Source organism: Caldovatus aquaticus (assembly GCF_019458025.1).
Taxonomy (GTDB): domain Bacteria; phylum Pseudomonadota; class Alphaproteobacteria; order Acetobacterales; family Acetobacteraceae; genus Caldovatus; species Caldovatus aquaticus.
The window spans coordinates 23,749-42,268 of the sequence record NZ_JAHZUY010000019.1 but is presented as its reverse complement, the minus strand read 5'-3'; the positions used below and the strand labels follow the sequence as shown (position 1 = coordinate 42,268).

Here is an 18,520-nt window from a genome sequence, read left to right as displayed (position 1 = left end):
CCTATTCCGCCGGCGCCGCGGCTTCCGCCGCGCGCGGCTCGAGCGCGGCCGGCAGGCGGAAGTGCACGTTCTCGACCACGCCCTCGAGCGTGCTCACCGCCTCGACCGGGGCGATGCGGCCGAGCGCCTCGACCAGCTCCTGCACCAGGCTCTCGGGCGCGGAGGCGCCGGCGGTGATGCCGACGGTGCGCGCGCCGGCGACCCATTCCGGCCGCAGCGCCGAGGCGTCCGGGATCAGGTGGCACGGCACGCCCTGCTCCGCCCCGATCTCGCGCAGCCGGTTCGAGTTGGAGCTGTTGGCCGCCCCCACCACCAGCAGCACGTCGCACTGGCGCGCCAGTGCGCGCACCGCCTGCTGGCGGTTCTGGGTGGCGTAGCAGATGTCGCGCGTGTCGGGCCCCACCACGTCGTCGAAGCGCGCCCGGATCGCCTCGATGGTGGCGCGCGTGTCGTCCACCGAGAGCGTCGTCTGCGTCACGTAGGCGACGGGCCGCGAGCGCGGCAGCGGCAGCCGCTCCACGTCCTGCGCGTCCGCCACCAGATGCACCTCGCCGTCGATCTGGCCGAGCGTGCCGATCACCTCCGGATGGCCGGCATGGCCGATCAGGATCACCGCCCGGCCCTGCGCCGCGTAGCGGCGGCCCTCGTTGTGCACCTTGGAGACCAGCGGACAGGTGGCGTCGAGCACGTCGAGGCCGCGTGCCCTGGCCTCCGCCTCCACCTGCCGCGCCACGCCATGGGCGCTGAACACCGTCACCGCGCCGGGCGGCACCTGGTCGAGCTCCTCGACGAAGATCGCGCCGCGGCGCTCCAGCTCCTCCACCACGCGCCGGTTGTGCACGATCTCGTGGCGCACATGGACGCCCGGCCCGTATTTCTCGATGGCGCGCTCGACGATCGCGATCGCCCGCACGACGCCGGCACAGAAGCCGCGCGGCTGCGCCAGGATCACCCGCATGCCTCACCCCCCCATCGGGCGCCGCAGGCCGCGCCCCGGTCGGTCTCTACCATCGCCCCGTCACGGCATCCGCAACATTCGCATCTCCGGCGCCCCGTGGTAACGGGGCAGGGCGGCGGGCCCTCGCCGGCCAGGCGAACATGCCGGTCCGGATGCGTCTTTGAAAAGGATTTCCTGACCTGTCGACTCTGAATTCCCCCCGGATCGTGGCCTCGCCGCGGCCCCGGCGCCCCCTTCCCTGCCGGCGGCGCGGCCTCGTGCCCGCCCTCGCCGCGGCGCTCGCGCTTCCGCCGGCGGGCCGCCGCGCCCATGCCCATGCCGTCGTGCTCGCCTCCGAGCCGGCACCGGACTCGAGGCTTCCGCCCGGCCCGGCGACCGTCCGGCTGCGCTTCAACAGCCGGATCGACCATGCCCGCTGCCGCCTGGTGGCGATCGGCCCGGACGGCGCCGAGGTCCCGCTGGCGCCGGCGCCACCGCCCGGGGCCGAGCCGGTGGTCCTCGCCGCGCGCACCCCGCCGCTGACGCCGGGCGCCTGGCGGCTGCGCTGGCAGGTCCTGGCGCTCGACGGCCACATCACCCGCGGCGACATCCGCTTCACCGTGGTCCCCCCCACGGCGCCCTGACGCGGCGCGGCCACCGTGGAGTATCTGCTCGACATCTACGGGTTCGGCGCGGTGCTGCTGGACGCCGCCGGCGACGCCGCGCGCGCGGCGCTGGCGGGCGGCGCGGCGGTCCTGGCGCTGATCGCGGCGCCGCGCGGCGCCGCGCGGCCGGAGGGCGCGCTGCTGCTCGCCCTCGCCCGGCGCTGGACCCTGCGCGGAGCGGTCGCGACGCTGGTCGTCACCCTGGCCGCGGCGGCGCTCCAGGCCGTGGTCCTGGCCGGCACGCTGGGACGGCCGGTGGGCGATTCGCTCGGGGCGGCGCCGGTGCAGGCCAGCGGGGCCATGCTCGGCGCCGCCCTGGTTCTGGCGGCGCTCGCGGCGCCGCGTGCCGCGCCGCCGGGCTGGCGCCGCGCCGCGCTCGGCGCCGCGGCGCTCGCCCTGCTCGCCGCCGCGGCCGCCGGCAGCCACGCCGTCGCGCGGCCGGAGGGGCGCGGCCTGCTGTTCCTCGCCACCCTGGCGCACCAGGCGGGCGCGGCGCTCTGGCTCGGCGGGCTGCCGCCGCTGCTCGACGCCCTGCGCCGGCTGGAGCCCGCCCCCGCACGGCAGGTCGGCCGCGCCTACTCGCGCCAGGCGGCGGCCGGAGCGGGGCTGGTCCTGCTCGGGGTGGTCGGGTTCTGGGACGGCTACCTGGGCGAGCCGGAGGCGCTCTACGGCACCGCCTACGGCGCGATGGCGATGACCAAGGCGGCGATGCTCGCCCTCCTGCTCGCCCTCGGCGGCGCGAATTTCCTGCTGCTGCACCGGGCGGACGATGCCGCCGGCAGGCGGCTGCCGCTGGTCCGGCGCTTCGTCGAGTGCGAGATCGCGCTCGGGCTCGCGGTCTTCGCCGCCGCCGCCTCGATCACCTCGCTGCCACCGGCGGTGGATCTGCGCGAGGACCGCCTCACCCTGGCCGAGATCGTCGAGCGCTTCACGCCCCGCGCGCCCCGCCTCGTCGGCCCCGACCACGCCACCCTTGCCATTTCCGCGCTGCAGGCGCGACTCGAGGAGGAGGCGCGGCGGACCCCGGCAGCCCGGGCGCCGGCCGGCTACGTGCCCGGTGCGGGCGAGCCGCCGCCGCGCAACGCGCAGAACGTCGCGTGGTCGGAATACAACCACAACTGGTCCGGGCTTCTCGTGCTGCTGGTCGGCCTCGCCGCCCTGCTCGACGCGAGCCGGCGCATCCCGCTCGCGCGACACTGGCCGCTCGTCTTCCTCGGCCTCGCCGGCTTCATCCTGGTTCGTTCCGACCCGGAGGTCTGGCCCCTCGGCCCCATCGACCTAATTACCGCCCTGCGCGATCCCGAGGTGGTCCAGCACAAGCTCGCAGGGCTGCTGGTGGCGGCGTTCGCGCTCTCGGAATGGGGGGTGCGCCTGGGACGACTCCGCAACATGGGCGCGCGCTTTGTCTTCCCGCTCGCCATGGTCGCCGGCGGCGTGCTGCTGCTCGCGCATTCCCACGCCATCGCCGACCGGAAGGAGGCGCTGCTGGTCGAGCTCTCGCATCTCCCGCTCGCGGTCCTCGCGGTGGCCGGCGGCTGCGCCCGCTGGACCGAACTGCGCGGGCCGGAGGCGCTGGCCCGTCCGGCGCGCTGGATCTGGCCCGCCTGCCTGATCCTCGTCGGCACGATCCTGACCTTCTACCGTGAATCCTGAACGGCCCGGGCCGCTCCTCGAACGGCTCTGCACGGCGCTGGTCGGCTTCGCCTGCCGCCGGCCGCGCGCGGTCGCGCTGGCCTGCCTTGTCCTGGTCCTCGCCGGCGGGCTCCACCTCGTGCGCAACTTCGCCATGGACACCGACGTGGTGAAGCTGTTCCCGCCCGACCTGCCGTGGCGGCAGACCGAGGAGGCGCTGTCCGCGGCCTTCCCGCAGCGCGAGGACCTGATCGTGGCGGTGGTGGACGGGGTCACGCCGGACGTCGCCGAGCGCGCTTCGGCGGCGCTCGACTCGGCGCTGCGGGCGCGACCGGAGCTGTTCCGCTCCGTCCGCCGGCCCGGCGCCGGCGCGTTCTTCCGCCGCCACGCCCTGCTCTACCTGCCGCTCGAGGAGCTGCGCGCCACCACCGAGCGGCTGATCGAGGCGCAGCCCCTGCTCGGCACGCTGGCCGCGGACCCCACGCTGCGCGGGGTCGCCCACGCGCTCGACCTGATGGCCGAGGGCGTGGCGCGCGGGGAGACGACGCTCGCCAGTCTCGACCGCCCCCTCGGCGCGCTGGCGCGGTCGGCCGAGGCGGCGCGCGCCGGGCGGGTGGCGCCGCTCGACTGGACCGCGCTGCTGACCGACCGGCCGCCCTCGCGGCTGGCGCTCAGGCGCTTCGTGCTGGTCCAGCCGGTGCTCGACTTCTCCGCGCTCTCGCCCGGTGCCGCGGCGACCGAGGCCATCCGCGCGGAGATCGCCCGGCTGGGGCTGACCGAGGATGCCGGGGTGCGGGTCCGGCTGACCGGGCCGGTCGTGCTCTCCGACGACGAGTTCGCCACCCTCGGCGAATCGGCAACGCTGACCACCGCCCTCTCGATCGCCTTCGAGGCGGCGCTGCTGTTCCTCGCCCTGCGCTCGGTCCGGGTGATCGCGCCGGTGCTGCTCACCGTGCTGGCCGGCCTGGTGCTCACCGGCGCCTTCGGGCTGCTCGCCTTCGGCGCCTTCAACCTGCTCTCGGTGGCCTTCGCCGTGCTGTTCATCGGCCTCGGCGAGGACCTCACCGCGCAGTACGCGGTGCGCTACCGCGAGGAGCGCCACCTGCTCGGCGACCGCCTCGAGGAGGCGCTGCGGGCCACCGGCCACAGCGCCGGTCCGGCGATGCTGCTCGCCGCGCTGGCCATCGCGGGCAGCTTCTTCGCCCTGGCACCCGGCGAGTTTCGCGGCGTTTCCGAGCTTGGCGTGATCGCCGGCACGGGCATGCTGGTCGGCTGGCTGCTGAGCCTGACCCTGCTGCCCGCGCTGCTGCTGCTGTTCCGGGCGCCGGGCGAGGCGGAACCGATCGGCTTCGCCGTCCTCGGCCGCATCGAGGCGGCGCTGGTCCGCCGGGCGCGCGCCGTGGTCACGGCGGCGCTGCTGCTGGCGCTCGGCTGCCTCGCGCTGCTGCCGCGCGTGCCGTTCGACTTCAACCCGATGAACCTGCGCGATGCGCGCAAGGAATCGGTCGCCACCATCCGCGACCTGATGCGCGACATCGAGACGACGCCGAACACGCTCGACGTGCTCGCCCCCAGCCTGGAGGCGGCGGCGGCGCTGGCCGCGCGCCTCGAGGCGCTGCCCGAGGTCGGGCAGGCGCGCACCCTGCTGAGCTTCGTCCCCGCGGACCAGGAGGAGAAGCTCGCGCTCATCGCCGACGCCGCATCGCTGCTCGGGCCGAGCCTCGCGGCCGCAGAGGCGGCGGCCGCGCCGCCGGCGACGGACGCGGCCGTGGCGCGCGCCCTGGCCGCGGCGTCCGAGGCGCTGGCGAGGGCAGCCCGGGGCCGGGGCGAGGCGGCGAACGTCGCGCGCGCCGCCGCCGCCCTGCGCGCCGTGGCGGAGGGTCCGCCGGAGGGCCGCGCGCGGCTGGCCGCGGCGCTCCTGCCCGGCCTGCGCGACACCCTCGACCGCCTCGCGGAGGCGCTCGCCGTGACCGAGCCGTTCGGGCCCGAGGACCTGCCGCCCGACCTGCGCCGCGACTGGCTGACGCCCGACGGCCGCGCCCGCGTCGAGGTGGCGCCGCGCGACCTCTCCGACGACAACCGCGTGCTGCGCCGCTTCGCGCGCGCGGTGCAGGCGGTGGCGCCCGAGGCGAGCGGCCCGCCGGTATCCATGCTGGAGGCCTCGGCGAGCATCCTGCGCTCCTTCCTCCAGGCCGGCGCGTTCGCCCTGGCCCTGGTCACGGCGCTGCTGCTGGCCGCGCTGCGCGACCTGCGCCTCGTCGTGCTGGCCCTGGCGCCGCTCGGCCTCGCCGGCCTGATGACGCTGGCGATCACGGCGCTGTTCGGGCCGGCGCTCAACCTCGCCAACATCATCGCCCTGCCGCTGCTGTTCGGCATCGGCGTGGCGTTCGACGTGTATTACGTCGCGGCCTGGAAGGCCGGGCGGCGGAGCCTGCTCGCGACGGGGCTGACGCGCGCCGTGCTGTTCAGCACCCTCACCACCTTCGGCGCCTTCGGCACGCTGATCCTCTCCTCGCATCCCGGCACGGCGAGCATGGGCGTCCTGCTGACGCTCTCGCTCGCCTGCATTCTCCTCGCCGTCCTCGTCACCCTGCCGCCGATGCTGCGCCTCTTCGCCCGGCCGCGGCGGTGAGCGGCGGCGGGGGGAGCCGCCCCTCCCGGCCGGCCGGCACCGGTTCGATGCCTCCCGCCCGCACGGGCCGCTCCGGAGCGGCGGGGATCCGGAGCGCCCGCCGCCGCCGTCAGGGCGCCGGGAACAGCGCGTCGGTGCGGCCCATCGCCCGGTAGGCGACGAGGCCGAGCCACTCGCGCAGCCCGGTCTCGAACTGCGCCAGCCGCTCCGGGAAGGGCGCGTCGTACCAGGCGGCGAGGCTGCGGCCGGTGCGGTAGTTCACCGGCCAGGCCACCACCTCCCACCCCGCCTTGCGGAACACGCCCATCGCGCGCGGCATGTGGCTGGCCGAGGTGACGAGCAGCCAGGTCTCGCCCGACCGCGGCCGCACCAGCACGCGCGTCAGCACCGCGTTCTGGTGCGTGTTGCGGGCGGCGTCCTCGTAGGTCACGCGCGCCTCCGGCACGCCCAGCGCGGCGAGCAGCGAGCGCACGACATCCGCCTCGGTCAGCCCGCCATGCACCAGCGAGCCCTGGCCGCCGGTGAAGACGATCCGCGCCTCCGGGTAGCGGCGCGCCAGCGCGACCATCTCGGTCAGCCGCTCCGCCGCGCCGTTCAGCGCCGGCAGGCCGCGCGCCTCGGTGAGGTTCTGGTCCACCATGCCGCCGAGCACGACGACGCCGTCCACCCGCGCCGGCGCCTCGGCCGGGCGGGGGAAGCGCTCCTCGAGCGGGATCAGCACCCACTGGCTGAGCGGCGTGGCGAGGATCGCGGTATAGAAGCCGAGCGCGGCGAGCAGCGGCCAGCGCCCCCAGCGCCGCCGCCGCCACAGCGCCCAGAGGCCGAGCCAGCCGAGCAGCAGCGCCAGGGTCCCCGGCCGCAGCGGGAACCAGAGCACCTTAGAGAGCACGTAGCTGAGCTGTTCGGACACGGACGGCCCCCGGCATCGGCGCGGCGTCGCGGCGCCCCCTTAGAGCGGATCGCGGACGGCGGGAAACGGCCGGGAGCGCGAATCCGCTCGCCAGCCAACGCGCCGGAGCCGTTGCCGCGCGCACGGCCGAGCGGAAACGGCTTTAGCGAGGCCGCCCGGCGCTGGCCAGAGCGGTCCCCCGAGAGCCGGCCGCGGACGGGGCAGGCGGCCGGGAGCGCGGATCGGTCCGGCAGACACCGGGCGAGGGCGGTCGCGGCGAACCGGAGCGTGCGAAACCGGCTCCAGGGCCGCTTCCGCTCGGCCGTGCCCGCTGCGGCGGCCCCGGCGCGTCGCCTGTCGGGCCGGTCCACGCTTCCGGTCGCTTTCCGCCGCCCGCGACCGGCCCTAGCGCCGGCGCCAGATCTCGACCGGCCCGCGCTCCTCCCGCACGGTCGCGGCGAGCTCGTAGCCGGCGGCGAGCGCCTCCTCGACCATCCCCCGCACCGCCGGACGCATCGCCGTCCACCAGCCGCGGTCCACGACGATCGCCGCGGGGCGCGCGCCGAGCACCCGCGCCACCTCGGCGTCCATGTCAATGCCCGCGACCGCGCCGTAGGGGCCGGTAAGCTGCGCCGGAAAGGCATAGCGCGTGGCGAGCCCGACATCGGCCAGCGCATAGACCACCGGATGGTAGTTGGCGATCAGCACCGGCGCCCCGCGCGGCACCGTGGCGGCGAGCGCGGCGGCGACCTCGCGCACCGGATCCGGCTCGCGCAGGCCGATGCCGCGCCGCAGCCGCGGCACCGCGTCGCCGAGCCAGGAGTTCACGCTGAGCGCGCCGATCAGCAGCGCGAAGGCGACCAGGCCCGCCCGGCGCGCGAGCGGGGCGATGCGCGCCGTGGCCAGCCACCAGGCGCCGGCGGCCGCGAGCAGGGAGAGCGGCGGCAGCCAGATCAGGAAGTAGTGGTCGAAATACATGCCCGGCATGACGACGGCGAGGGTCGCGGCGACGAACCAGAGCGCGCCGATCGCGGTCAGGCGCCGGAACCAGCCCGCCGCGCCGCGCCCGTGCCGCACCAGCAGCGCGAGCCCGGCGAAGACGAGCAGCCAGGTGAGCACGAGCAGCGCCGTCCCGACCTGCCAGGCCACGACGTCGAGGGGCGCACGGCCGCCCGCATAGCGCAGCGGCGCGAGGAAGGAGCCGTCGAGGAACGCCGCGAACGCGCCGTGCAGCGCGTAGGCCAGCGCGAACAGACCGGTGGGCGCGGCGCAGAGCGCGGCGTAGGCGCCGGCCATGGCGAGGCCGCGCCGCCAGGGCAGCGCGCCGCGCCACCACGCCGGCAGGGTCGGGAGCAGGAAGGCGAGCGACCCCTCCGGCGCCGCCACCGGCTTCACCGTCAGCGCCGCGCCGACCAGGAGCCCCATCGCCACGATCTCGCCCCAGCGCGGCGCCGCCCCGTCCCCCTCGGCCGCGCGCCCGGCGGCGCGGATCGCGATCGCCATCGCCGCCGCGACGAAGGGCGCGAGCAGCAGCTCGGTGTTGGTCGCGAGCCCGCCGAGGCGGACGCTGTAGGCGGCGTAGAGCAGCCCCGCGCCGAGCGCCACGGCGCGCGGCGCCCCGGCCGCGCGCGCCGCGCCGTGGAGCGCCCAGCCGGTCAGCGCCACCGCGATCGCGCCGAACAGCCGCACCGCGCCGAGGCTCTCGCCGAGCAGCGCCATCGCCAGCGCGAACAGGGCGGGCGCGCCGACCGGATGCATGTCCCAGACGGCGGCGAGCGGCCAGCCGTCGCCGCGCAGCCAGGCGCGCGCCTGGAGGATGTAGAGCCCCTCGTCGGTGTCGATCACCGCGGGCACGAAGCCGAGCGCACGCAGCGCCAGCGCGGCGGCGAGCAGGAGCAGCGGCGCGGCGGCGGCGAGAAGGCGCGATCCGGCCCGCGCCGCCGCCACGCCCCCCGGCGCGTCCTCCGCCCCGTCCGCGGCGGCGCGGTCCGGCCGCACGTCACCCCGGTTCATGGCCACCCGGACGGGCAGGGCGGGCGGGCGCCGGGCGGTGTGGCGTCCGGCGATCGCGACCGGCGCGGCTCGCCGCGCCGGTCCGCGCGGACCAGGCCGGGCGCCGCGGCCTGGCGGCGCCCGAAGGCGCGGCGGCGCGCGTCACGGTTCCGGCCGCGGATGCCGCCGCGCACCGTGCGCGACGCCACGGCGCGGCAGGTGTCGCGCCGGCGCTCCGGCTCCGCGCCAGCCCCGAAGGCGGTGCGCGCCTGCAGGGCGACGTGGCGGCCGGGGATCCGCCGGCCGCGGGGCTCCGGCCGCAGGCTGCCCGTCACCGCCTCGCGGCGCGTCCTCGCGGCGCCGCGCCGTGGCGCGGAGATCGAGATCGCGGCGCGCCCGCTCGGCGGGCGGGAAGGTCCGGCAGGCGCCCGGATCGGCGGCGCTCCGGGCCGCAGGCGTGTCCACCCCGATCGGTCGCATGGCCGGTCCCCCGCCCCCCGTCCGGCCGGATCGGGGCGCCGGCTGCGCCCCTCGGCCCTGTCGGCGAAGGTGTACAGTCCGCCGCCGGACCCGACCAGCAGGGGCCGCCGCGGCGCCATCGGCGGCCCTCGCCGCGGGCGCCCGGCGGCGCGGAAACCCAGCCGCAGCAGCACACGCGCCCTGCGAGGGCGGCGAGGCGAAGGGCCGCCGATGCCGGCTTGCGCCGCAACCGGCCGCCCCGGCGGGCCGGGGTGGGGACGGCCTGCAGGCCGAGGGCCAGGACGGTTCCGGCCGGAGGAGGAACCGCCGCGCCGACGTCCCACCTCGCGTGGGCCGTCTCGTTTTCCGTCGCAGCCCTGCCCCGTGCGCTCCGCTCCCGTCCGGCCGCACCGGACACGGCACGGCCGTCGCCCGGCGCGCACACGATCGGCCCTCGCGGCAGGAACGGGAGGACGCGACCGGAGCGGGGCGAACGTCTCCCCGCAGCCGTCGAGGCGGGGCGGAAGGCACCCCGGCCTGTGTCCCGGGACGGAACCCCGGGGAACGCGCCATCCCCAACGACGCCTGCCGGCCGCCGGCGACCGGGCGGCCGATCGTCATGGCGACGAATTGTTCGTGCTGTCGGGTCGGGAGCGGTCTGGACTTTCGTCAGGACTCCGCTGCGTGCAAGCAACAGTGTGACATCCAGGCCATGTCGGCGGAAATGTCGGTACGAGCCGTTCGGTGCGGACTGTTTAAATTCACGATGCGGTCTGCATTCTCACCTGCACCCTCCCCAAAATTCGTGATATCCAAACTAATCGCTGCCTGGTTGATGTGCAGCCTCGGCCGCCCTCCCCCCGGGTTCAGGCAGGGACGATGAGGAGAATACCGCCCCCCGACGGGATCCTCCCCTCCACCGCTCCCGCCAGGGGGCGCGGGCAGAGGGCCGCGCGCCAAGCCCAGGGGCGAGTCCCTCGCGGCGCCGGAGGTGGTGCGTCATGGCGATAAGGAACGTGCGCACTTCCCGGGAGGCGGCAGAGCATCACAACGTCATCCAGGTGCCCCTTGCCCGGGAGCTCGATCCCGGCGCCGCCCAGGAGGCCAGGCACGGCCTGCGCTGGCTCCTCGGCGGCGTCTTCGCCTTCTTCCTGGGCGTCGTGCTCGGCGAGGTCTGGCCGAACAGCGGCACCGGGCCGACCAGCCCGGCGCCACGGCCCCTGCACGCGGGGCAGCAGGCCTGGAGTGGCCCGGCCGCGACCGAGGTGCTGGAGGTCGGCCCGCATCGTCTCGCCGTGCCCAGCCACCTCCTGGGCGGCAACCGGGCGGACGCGGCGCGCCGCTCCCGCGGCTTCGTCGCCTATCTCGCCTGGGCCGACCCCGAGAATCCGGGCTCGGAGGCCTCGCGGCGCTGCATCGAGACCCGCCCCCGCTGCCGCGACTCCTTCACCATGGTGGTCACCGCCAACCGCACCTCGGCGGAGCAGCAATGGGCGGATGTGCGGCGCAGGCTGACGCCGGTCGGCGGCGGCGATCCCTACGGCGTCCGCTTCTTCACCGCCCCCGCGGGCCCGCGCGGACAGCCCGGCGGCTCGCTCGAGTTCGGGGAGCGCGTGGCGAGCGGGCAGCTGGTCTATGGCCGCTGTCCGCGCTCGCCCCGCGACCTGCAGGAGACGCCGGCGAACATGCCGCTCTCCTGGCAGACCGCGACCGTGGATCCGGGCGCGAATTGCACCCTCACCTTCGACGTCCGGCCCGGCCTGTCGGTCACGCTGATGGTGCGCGGCGAGAAGCTGGCCGAGTGGCGCCGCGCCCAGCTCGCCGCCGCCAACCTAGTGGAGGGCTTCGTCACCGCCGGCGCCGCCGCCGAGCGCGCCTGAGGGACCGGCGGCCGGTCGCTCCGGCCCTGGGACGAGGCGCGGCGGCCGCCAGCGGAAACCTCCGGCATGGCGCGCCGCCTCGCCTCCGCTCGCCCGCGGCAACGACGGCGCGTCCGGCACGGGGCCACGACGCCGGCAGGCCTGCGCGACAGCGGCCCGGCGAAGGCGCGCTCCGGCGCGCCCTCCTCCGCCCCGCGGCCAGGGGACCGCAGGCGGCCGCTTCAGCCGCCCGCCACCTCGACCACGGTTTCCAGCCCGAAGGCGGCGCCGAGCGCCTCCACGCGGCGCAGGACGCTCTCGCCGGCGAACACGCCGCCGCCCTCGACGAGGCGCAGCACCAGCCGCCCGCCGCGGCGCGAGAGCGCGGTGCCGGCGAGCAGCGCCGGCGTGCCGCCGGACAGCGTGTAGGCCAGGCGCAGCGCCGCGCCCAGCATCTCCGCCCGGCGCACCGCGGCGGCATCGAGCAGGACGCGGCTGGTCCGCATCCAGGGCGCGTCCGGCTCGGCCTCGTAGCGCAGCGCCACCACGAGGGCGAGGAAGGCGCGCGCGTGATGGTCCAGCCCGACGCCGGGCTGGCGCAGCACGCGCAGGAAGGCCTGCTCGGCGCGGTAGTCCGGATGGTCGTGGCTGCCGATGTCGCTCACCCAGCAGGCCGCCTCGCGCAAGGCGCGCTCCGCCGGGCGCTCGCTCTCGAACAGCGGCGCCGTCCAGCGGAACAGCGCTTCCGGCAGGCGGTGGTCGCGGCCGAAGCGCAGCGCGAGATCCTGCGCTGCCGAGAGCAGCGGATCGGCGGTCCGCACCGCCTCGGGCAGCAGCCCCGCGTACCAGCCCTCGCGCAGGCCGTTGGCCGAGAACACGATGCGCCGCGCGCCGCTGGCGCGCAGCAGCCGGCGCAGCACCACCGCGGCGAAGGGCAGGTCGGCCAGCCGCTTCGCCGGCGCGCCCGGCATGCGCTCGAGCGTGCGGCGCGTCGCCGCCATCACCATGGAGGCGAGGTCGCGCGCCTCGTCGCGCGGCAGCGCGTAGTGGTGGACGATCATCAGCGGATAGGCGGTCTGCGCGATGTGCATCCGCGCCAGCGCGCGGCAGGCGCCGCCGACCAGGTAGAGGTCGCGGCCGGCGCGCTCCTTGAGCCAGGCCACGCGCTCCAGTTCCGACTGGACCACGGCGCGCGCGCGGGCGGGCTCGCCCCCGGCGCGCTCGGCGAGGCGCAGCGTGCCGAGCGGCAGGCTGGCGACCCGCCCCGGCCGCCCCTCCACCAGCTCGACCAGCTCGAGCGAGCCGCCGCCGAGATCGGCGAGCACGCCATCGGCGCCGGGGAAGCCGAGCAGCACGCCCTCCGCCGAGAGCCGCGCCTCCGCCTCGCCGGTGAGGATGCGGATCGGCACGTCGGGGCCGAGGCGGGCGCGCAGCGCCGCGACGAAGGCAGGGCCGTTGACGGCGTCGCGCACCGCGGCGGTGGCCAGCACCTCGACCGGGTCGGCGCCCATGGCGCGCGCCACCGCGTGGTAGCGGCCCATCACCGTCAGCGCCTGCTCCACCGCCGCCTCGTTCAGCCGCCCGGTGGAGGCGAGGCCGCGGCCGAGGCCGAGCACCGCCTTCTCGTTGAACACGGTCACCGGATTGCGCAGGCGCCCCTCGAAGACGACGAGGCGCACCGAGTTCGAGCCGAGGTCCACCACGCCGCAGCGCGGCGCGACCGCGGGCGGCACGGCGGGGGCGGCGTCCGCCGCGCCGCCGGGGAGAAGCGAGAGATCCAAGGCGTTCAGTCCTGCTGCACGCGGTCCGGCCGGCCGCGCCGCGGCACGGGGGCGACCGGGCGCGGCGGCGCGCGGTGCAGCGCGCTGCCGCGGCCGGAGAGGGAGGGGTTGGTCATGAAGTACTCGTGCGCCGAGACCGGGTTCGGCCCCGGATCGAGCCGGCGATAGACCCCGTCCGGCCCGAGCACCCAGGACTGCATCGTGTCCTTCAGGTTGGTCACCATGATCTGGTCGAGGACCTGCGCATGCACCGTCGGGTTCTCGACCGGCACCATCGTCTCGACGCGCCAGTCGAGGTTGCGCGCCATCAGGTCGGCCGAGGAGATGAACACCCGCGCGCGGCGCGAGGGCAGGCGGTGCCCGTTGCCGAACACGTAGATGCGGCTGTGCTCGAGGAAGCGGCCGACGATGGACTTGACCCGGATGTTCTCCGAGAGGCCCTTCACGCCCGGCCGCAGGCAGCAGATGCCGCGCACCACCAGGTCGATCTTCACGCCCGCCTGGCTCGCGCGGTAGAGCGCGTCGATGATCTGCTCGTCCACCAGGCTGTTCACCTTGATCCAGATGCCGGCCGGCTTGCCCTCGCGCGCAAAGGCGATCTCCTGCTCGATCAGCCCGAGCAGCACGGGACGCATGGTGAGCGGGGCGAAGGCGAGCGCCTCCATCCGCTCCGGCCGCGCGTAGCCGGTGAGGTAGTTGAACAGGCGCGCCGCGTCGCGGGTCAGCGCCGGGTCGGCGGTGAAGAAGGAGAGATCGGTGTAGACCCGCGCCGTGACCGGGTGGTAGTTGCCGGTGCCGAAATGGGCGTAGGAGCGCATCGTCCCGCCCTCGCGCCGCACCACCAGGCTCACCTTGGCGTGGGTCTTCAGGTCCACGAAGCCGTACACCACCTGCACGCCGGCGGCCTCCAGCTCGCGCGCGAGGGCGATGTTGCGCTCCTCGTCGAAGCGGGCCTTGATCTCGACCACGCCGGTCACGCTCTTGCCGGATTCCGCCGCCTCGATCAGCGCCTTGACGATCGGGCTCTCGCGGCTGGTGCGGTAGAGCGTCTGCTTGATCGCCACCACGTTCGGGTCGCGCGCCGCCTGGCGCAGGAATTGCACCACCACGTCGAAGCTCTCGTAGGGGTGGTGCACCACGATGTCCTTGGCGCGGATCGCGGCGAAGCAGTCGCCCCCGTAGTCCAGGATCCGCTCCGGGAAGCGCGGCGTGTAGGGCGTGAACAGCAGGTCCGGCCGGTCGTCCACGATGAGCTGGCGGAGGTCGGCCACGCCGAGCAGCCCGTCCACCACGAACACGCTGCCGCGGTCCGCCGCCAGCGATTCCGCCACGAAGTCCACCATGTCGGGCGGCGTCGCCGCGGTGACGGAGAGGCGGATCGGACGGCCGCGGCGGCGCCGCTTCAGCGCCGTCTCGTAGGAGCGCACCAGGTCCTCGGCCTCCTCCTCGAACTCCACGTCGGTGTCGCGGATGAGGCGGAACAGGCCCTGTTCGGCGAGGAGGAAGCCCGGGAACAGCCGGTTGAGGAACAGCCCGATCAGGTCCTCGAGCAGCAGGAAGCGGATCGTCGCCGGGCCGGGGCCGAGCGGGGCCGCGTTCCCGCCCGCCGGCGCCGGCAGGCGGATGAAGCGCTCGATCTGCGGCGGCAGCGGCAGCAGCGCGCGCATCGTCCCGCCGTCCTCCTCGCGCACCAGCTTGAGCACCATGCAGAGCGCGAGGTTGGCGATGAAGGGGAAGGGATGGGCGGGGTCCACGGCGAGCGGCGTCAGCACCGGGAAGACCCGCTCCATGAACCAGGTCTCGAGCCAGCGCAGATCGGCCTCGGAGAGTTCGCGCGGCTCCACCACCACCACCCCGGCGGCGCGCAGCAGCCCGCGCAGCTCGAGCCAGCTGCGCTGCTGCTCCTCGATCAGCCGCTGCGCGCGGGCGTGGATCGCGGCGAGCTGCTGCGCCGGGGTCAGCCCGTCCGGGGACGGCCTGGTGACGCCCGCCCGCTCCTGCCCGACCAGCCCGGCGACGCGCACGGAATAGAACTCGTCGAGGTTGGAGGCCGAGATGGCGACGAAGCGCAGCCGCTCGAGCAGCGGATGGCGCGGGTTCGCCGCCTCCTCCAGCACCCGGTGGTTGAAGTCGAGCCAGGACAGTTCGCGGTTGATGAACCGCTCCGGGCTGTCCGGCGCGATCGCGGGCGGCCCCTCCGCCGGCTCCGGCGGCGGCGTCCGCAGCGCGGCGGGGGCGGCATCGGCGACGGCGGGGACGTTCATGTGCCAAGACTACAGCAGGAGGGACGCCGCCGTGGAATCCCGCGGCGCGGCGGGCGCGGCCCCGTCGTCCGCCGCGTCCGTTCCGTCGTCGAACCCTTCGAGGCCGCGCAGCGCCTCGCGCGCCAGCGCCCGGGTCACCGCCCCGCCGGCGGCGAGCGCGGCGCGGTCGAGCCGTGCCGCGGCCTCGGCCAGCGCCCGGCCCTCGCGCGGCAGCCGGGCGAGCAGCCAGGCCTGCACCTCCGGCGCGACGCGCAGTTGCCGGTCGGCGAAGTGCTTGGCGAGCAGCGCCGCGAGCAGCGCCTCGCCCGGCCGGCCGATCGCCACGGCGTGGGTGGCGCGCAGCCGGCTCGCCAGGTCGGGCAGCGCCACGGGCCAGCGCGCCGGCGGGTCGCGGCCGGCGAGCAGCAGCGGCTCGCCCCGCTCCGCGCACAGGTTGATGAGGTGCAGCAGCGCCCGCTCCTCGGCCGCGCAGTCGGCGTCGTCCAGCGCAGCCGGCCCGGGCTCCGGCAGGCCGCGCAGCGCCGGCCCCTCCAGCACGCGCCAGCCGCGCGCGGCGGCGAGACCACGCAGCATGTGGCTCTTGCCCACGCCGGGCGGCCCCCACAGCGCGAGACGGCCCTGCGGCCAATCCGCGACGCGGTCGAGCCAGGCGAGCGCAGCGGCGTTCGACTCGTCCTCCAGCACCTCCTCGCGCGCGAAGGAGGTCGCGACCGGCAGCGCCAGGGCCAGTTGCCGCGGGCGACGCTTCCCGCCGCGCCCGCCCGGCCCGCCGTCCCTCATGTCCCGGTGCGCGGGGGATCGAGATAGAGCGGGCTCTCGAGGTAGCGGCGCAGCCAGTAGCGCGCCACCACGCCGAGCGCGGCGGCCATCGGCACGGCGAGCAGCACGCCGAGGAAGCCGAAGGCCACGCCGCCCGCGAACAGCGCGAAGATCACCCACACCGCATGCAGCTCCACCCGGTCGCCGAGAAGGTAGGGATAGATGATGTAGCCTTCCACGATCTGCCCGGCGACGAAGATCGCCACCACCAGCAGCACCCCGTCCCAGGTGCCGAACTGGCCGATCGCGAGGAGCGTCGCCAGCACTAGGCCGGTGGTCGAGCCGACATAGGGGATGAAGGTCAGGATGCCGGACAGCAGGCCGACCATCAGCCCGAGCTCGAGCCCCGCGAAGGTCAGCCCGAGCGCGTAGTAGATGCCGAGCCCGGTGGAGCAGAGCAGCTGCCCGCGCAGCCAGGCCGACAGCACCCGGTCGGTGTCGCGGGCGAGCTGGCGGATGGTGTTGGCGGAGCGGCGCGGCAGCCAGCTCTCGATGCGCGCGAGCATGCGCGGCCAGTCGCGCAGCAGGTAGAAGGCGACGATCGGGGTGACCACCACGAAGGTGAACACGTTGAAGATCGCAACCCCCCCGCCGAGCAGCCGCGTCGCCGAGGTGCCGAGCCAGGAGAGCATCCCCCCGACCTGGCTGATCGCCAGCTCGCGCAGCCGCGCGTCCATGTACTCCGGCCCCACCGCCTCCCCGAGCCGCTCCAGCGCGTCGCGCAGCGCCGCGCCGACGCGCGCGACGTAGCTCGGCAGGCTGGTCACCAGCACGCCGATCTGCGCGATCACGAGCGGCCAGAGCAGCACCACGCAGAGCAGCGCGAACAGCACCAGCGCGAGCACGAGCAGGAGCGCGGCAACCCCCCTCGGCAGGCCGAGCCGCGTCAGCCGGGTCGCCGGCGGGTCGAGGAAATAGGCGATCACTCCGGCCAGCACGAAGGGCGTGAGGATGCTCTGGAACAGCCACAGCCCGAACAGCAGCGCGCCGAACAGGCCGAGCACCAGGCCGAGGCGCTGGCGCGGCGTCGCGGTGCGCGGCCCGCCGCCGCCCGGCGACGGCGGCGGCAAGCGATGCCCGGCCCGTCCCGGCGCCGGCTCGAGGGCCGGGGCCGGCGCCGGGTCCTGGCGCCGCGGCGGCGCCGTCTCCCCCGGCCTCGCGGCCTGACGTGGCGCGATCAGTCCGTTCACCGGGAGCCGGCCTCGCCGCGCCGGATGGTGGAGACGACATAGGCCGCGCCCGAGGCAAGGGTCGTCGCCGCCACGATCCAGACCATCGCGGCGACGAGCCCGCCGAGTTCGAGCGCGTAGCCGCCGACCAGCAGCGCCAGCGCCGCAAGCCCGATCTGCGCCGCGGTGTTCACCTTCGAGACCAGCAGCGGGCGGATCGGCGGCGGCGCCCCGATGACGGCGAGCACCAGCACGCCCCCGACGATCAGCAGGTCGCGGAACACCACCAGGATCGCCAGCCAGTCCGGCAGCACGCCGATCGCCGCCAGCGTCACATACACCGAGACCAGCAAGGCCTTGTCCGCCATCGGGTCGAGCACCGCGCCGAGCGCGCTGCGCGCGTTGCGCGCCCGCGCGAGCCAGCCGTCGGCCGCGTCGGACACCCCGGCGCCGACGAACACCCAGAAGGCGATGTCGAGCCGGTGCTGGAGCATCAGCCAGATCGCCGCCGGCACCGCGCAGAGGCGCGCGAGCGTGATCGCGTTGGGCAGCGTGAACAGCGCGGCCGCCGCGGCATCCGCGCGCGGGCGCGGGGTGGTGCCGGCGCCGTTCGGGTCAATACCCTCGGGCAAGGCCGACCTGCCAGCCCGCCCCCGCGGGCCCGGCGCCCGGGGCGAGCGCCACGCCGGCGCCGTGCAGCAGCCCTTCCGCCGCCGCCACCGGCGGCTGGCGGAGGCCGAGCCGCAGCCGCGCGCCGTCCACCGCGATCGCGACGATGTCGAGGCGCGCCACCTCCGGCGCGCCGATCAGCCTCCGCCGCAGCTCCAGCCACTCGCCGAGCGACTGGTAGCGGGCGATGGCGTCCACCGTGGCGACCGGCGGGCCGAGGGCGCGCGGCGCTTCGGGATCCGCCGCGGTGCCCGCGAGCCCGCCGCCGGCGGCATTCCCCGCCACCGCCCCCGCGCCCGTCTGGGCCCGGACGCGCCCCGGGTTGAAGTTCACCGTGATGCGGCCGCTGTAGCGGGTCGGCGTCGTCCGTTCCTGCTCGATGATGATCGAGTCGATCAGGGCCTCGATCTCGGCGTCGGACAGGCGCGGCGGCGCGCCGATCTCCGCCGCCAGCCGCTCCCACGCCGCCCGCCGCCCCGCCGCGAGCGCCCGCTCGCGCGCCACGACGCCGTTCTCCGCCGTCGCCTCCGCCGCGACGCCCCGCTGGACGAAGGGATTGGCGGAGCGCGCCGGCACGGACGCCTCGGCGGCCGGCGCCTCCTGCGCGTACGCCGCCCGCCCGCCAAGCGCCGGCAGCGCGCCGGCCAGCATCGCCGCCACCACCACGATTGCGCCGCCGCGGCCGGCGTGGTCATGTCCGCGCCGCCGCGGCCCCTGCCAGGCCCGCCGTCCGACGGTGAGCCGGGCCAATCC

General features: G+C 76.3%; 13 protein-coding genes. 4 read left to right on the top strand and 9 right to left on the bottom strand.

Annotated features, from left to right (window positions below; all coding sequences use genetic code 11):
• Position 1 precedes the first annotated feature (1 nt).
• Positions 2–958, bottom strand: a complete 957-nt coding sequence (gene ispH, locus K1J50_RS09295) for a 4-hydroxy-3-methylbut-2-enyl diphosphate reductase (RefSeq protein WP_220117431.1) — start codon at positions 956–958, stop codon at positions 2–4.
• A 257-nt stretch (positions 959–1,215) separates the two neighbouring features.
• Here ispH and K1J50_RS09290 point away from each other — a divergent pair, with 257 nt between their 5' ends.
• From K1J50_RS09290 to K1J50_RS09280, 3 genes are read left to right on the top strand one after another with little or no spacing between them, the layout of a single operon-like run.
• Positions 1,216–1,581, top strand: coding sequence for a copper resistance CopC family protein (locus K1J50_RS09290; RefSeq protein ID WP_220117430.1), 366 nt, complete (start codon positions 1,216–1,218; stop codon positions 1,579–1,581).
• A 15-nt stretch (positions 1,582–1,596) separates the two neighbouring features.
• A complete protein-coding gene (locus K1J50_RS09285) occupies positions 1,597–3,255 on the top strand; it encodes a CopD family protein (protein WP_220117429.1) in 1,659 nt (552 codons plus the stop codon).
• Positions 3,245–5,866: an MMPL family transporter gene (locus K1J50_RS09280; protein WP_220117428.1), complete on the top strand. Its 2,622-nt coding sequence runs from the start codon at positions 3,245–3,247 to the stop codon at positions 5,864–5,866. The genes K1J50_RS09285 and K1J50_RS09280 overlap by 11 nt, the downstream gene beginning before the upstream one ends.
• 109 nt (positions 5,867–5,975) lie before the next feature.
• Here the strand turns inward: K1J50_RS09280 and K1J50_RS09275 are convergent, their stop codons facing one another.
• Positions 5,976–6,776 carry a YdcF family protein gene (locus tag K1J50_RS09275; protein WP_220117427.1) on the bottom strand — a complete coding sequence of 267 codons (801 nt, stop codon included), beginning with the start codon at positions 6,774–6,776 and terminating at the stop codon, positions 5,976–5,978.
• A 384-nt stretch (positions 6,777–7,160) separates the two neighbouring features.
• On the bottom strand, positions 7,161–8,768 hold the full coding sequence (locus K1J50_RS09270) for a glycosyltransferase family 39 protein (RefSeq protein ID WP_220117426.1): 1,608 nt from the start codon (positions 8,766–8,768) through the stop codon (positions 7,161–7,163).
• A 1,454-nt stretch (positions 8,769–10,222) separates the two neighbouring features.
• Between K1J50_RS09270 and K1J50_RS09265 the strand changes: the two genes are divergently transcribed.
• Positions 10,223–11,086, top strand: coding sequence for a hypothetical protein (locus K1J50_RS09265; protein WP_220117425.1), 864 nt, complete (start codon positions 10,223–10,225; stop codon positions 11,084–11,086).
• A gap of 221 nt (positions 11,087–11,307) precedes the next feature.
• On the opposite strand, the gene K1J50_RS09260 is transcribed toward K1J50_RS09265, so the two are convergent.
• From K1J50_RS09260 to K1J50_RS09235, 6 genes are all read right to left on the bottom strand, one after another.
• The gene (locus K1J50_RS09260) at positions 11,308–12,798 is read right to left on the bottom strand and encodes a Ppx/GppA phosphatase family protein (RefSeq protein ID WP_456304555.1); all 1,491 of its coding nucleotides are present in this window, start codon (positions 12,796–12,798) and stop codon (positions 11,308–11,310) included.
• Between the two features lie 53 nt (positions 12,799–12,851).
• Complete coding sequence (locus K1J50_RS09255) at positions 12,852–15,110, bottom strand: RNA degradosome polyphosphate kinase (protein WP_220117424.1); 2,259 nt, start codon at positions 15,108–15,110, stop codon at positions 12,852–12,854.
• A 9-nt stretch (positions 15,111–15,119) separates the two neighbouring features.
• Entirely contained in the window at positions 15,120–15,890 is a 771-nt protein-coding gene (locus K1J50_RS09250; protein WP_220117423.1) for a P-loop NTPase family protein, read from the bottom strand.
• Positions 15,887–16,999, bottom strand: coding sequence for an AI-2E family transporter (locus tag K1J50_RS09245; RefSeq protein WP_255575124.1), 1,113 nt, complete (start codon positions 16,997–16,999; stop codon positions 15,887–15,889). Before K1J50_RS09245 ends, K1J50_RS09250 begins: the two co-directional genes overlap by 4 nt.
• Before the next feature lie 116 nt (positions 17,000–17,115).
• Positions 17,116–17,730 (bottom strand): CDP-alcohol phosphatidyltransferase family protein, encoded by a 615-nt coding sequence (locus tag K1J50_RS09240; RefSeq protein WP_255575123.1) that lies wholly within the window; start codon positions 17,728–17,730, stop codon positions 17,116–17,118.
• A complete protein-coding gene (locus K1J50_RS09235) occupies positions 17,714–18,517 on the bottom strand; it encodes a hypothetical protein (protein ID WP_220117422.1) in 804 nt (267 codons plus the stop codon). Before K1J50_RS09235 ends, K1J50_RS09240 begins: the two co-directional genes overlap by 17 nt.
• Positions 18,518–18,520: the final 3 nt, after the last annotated feature.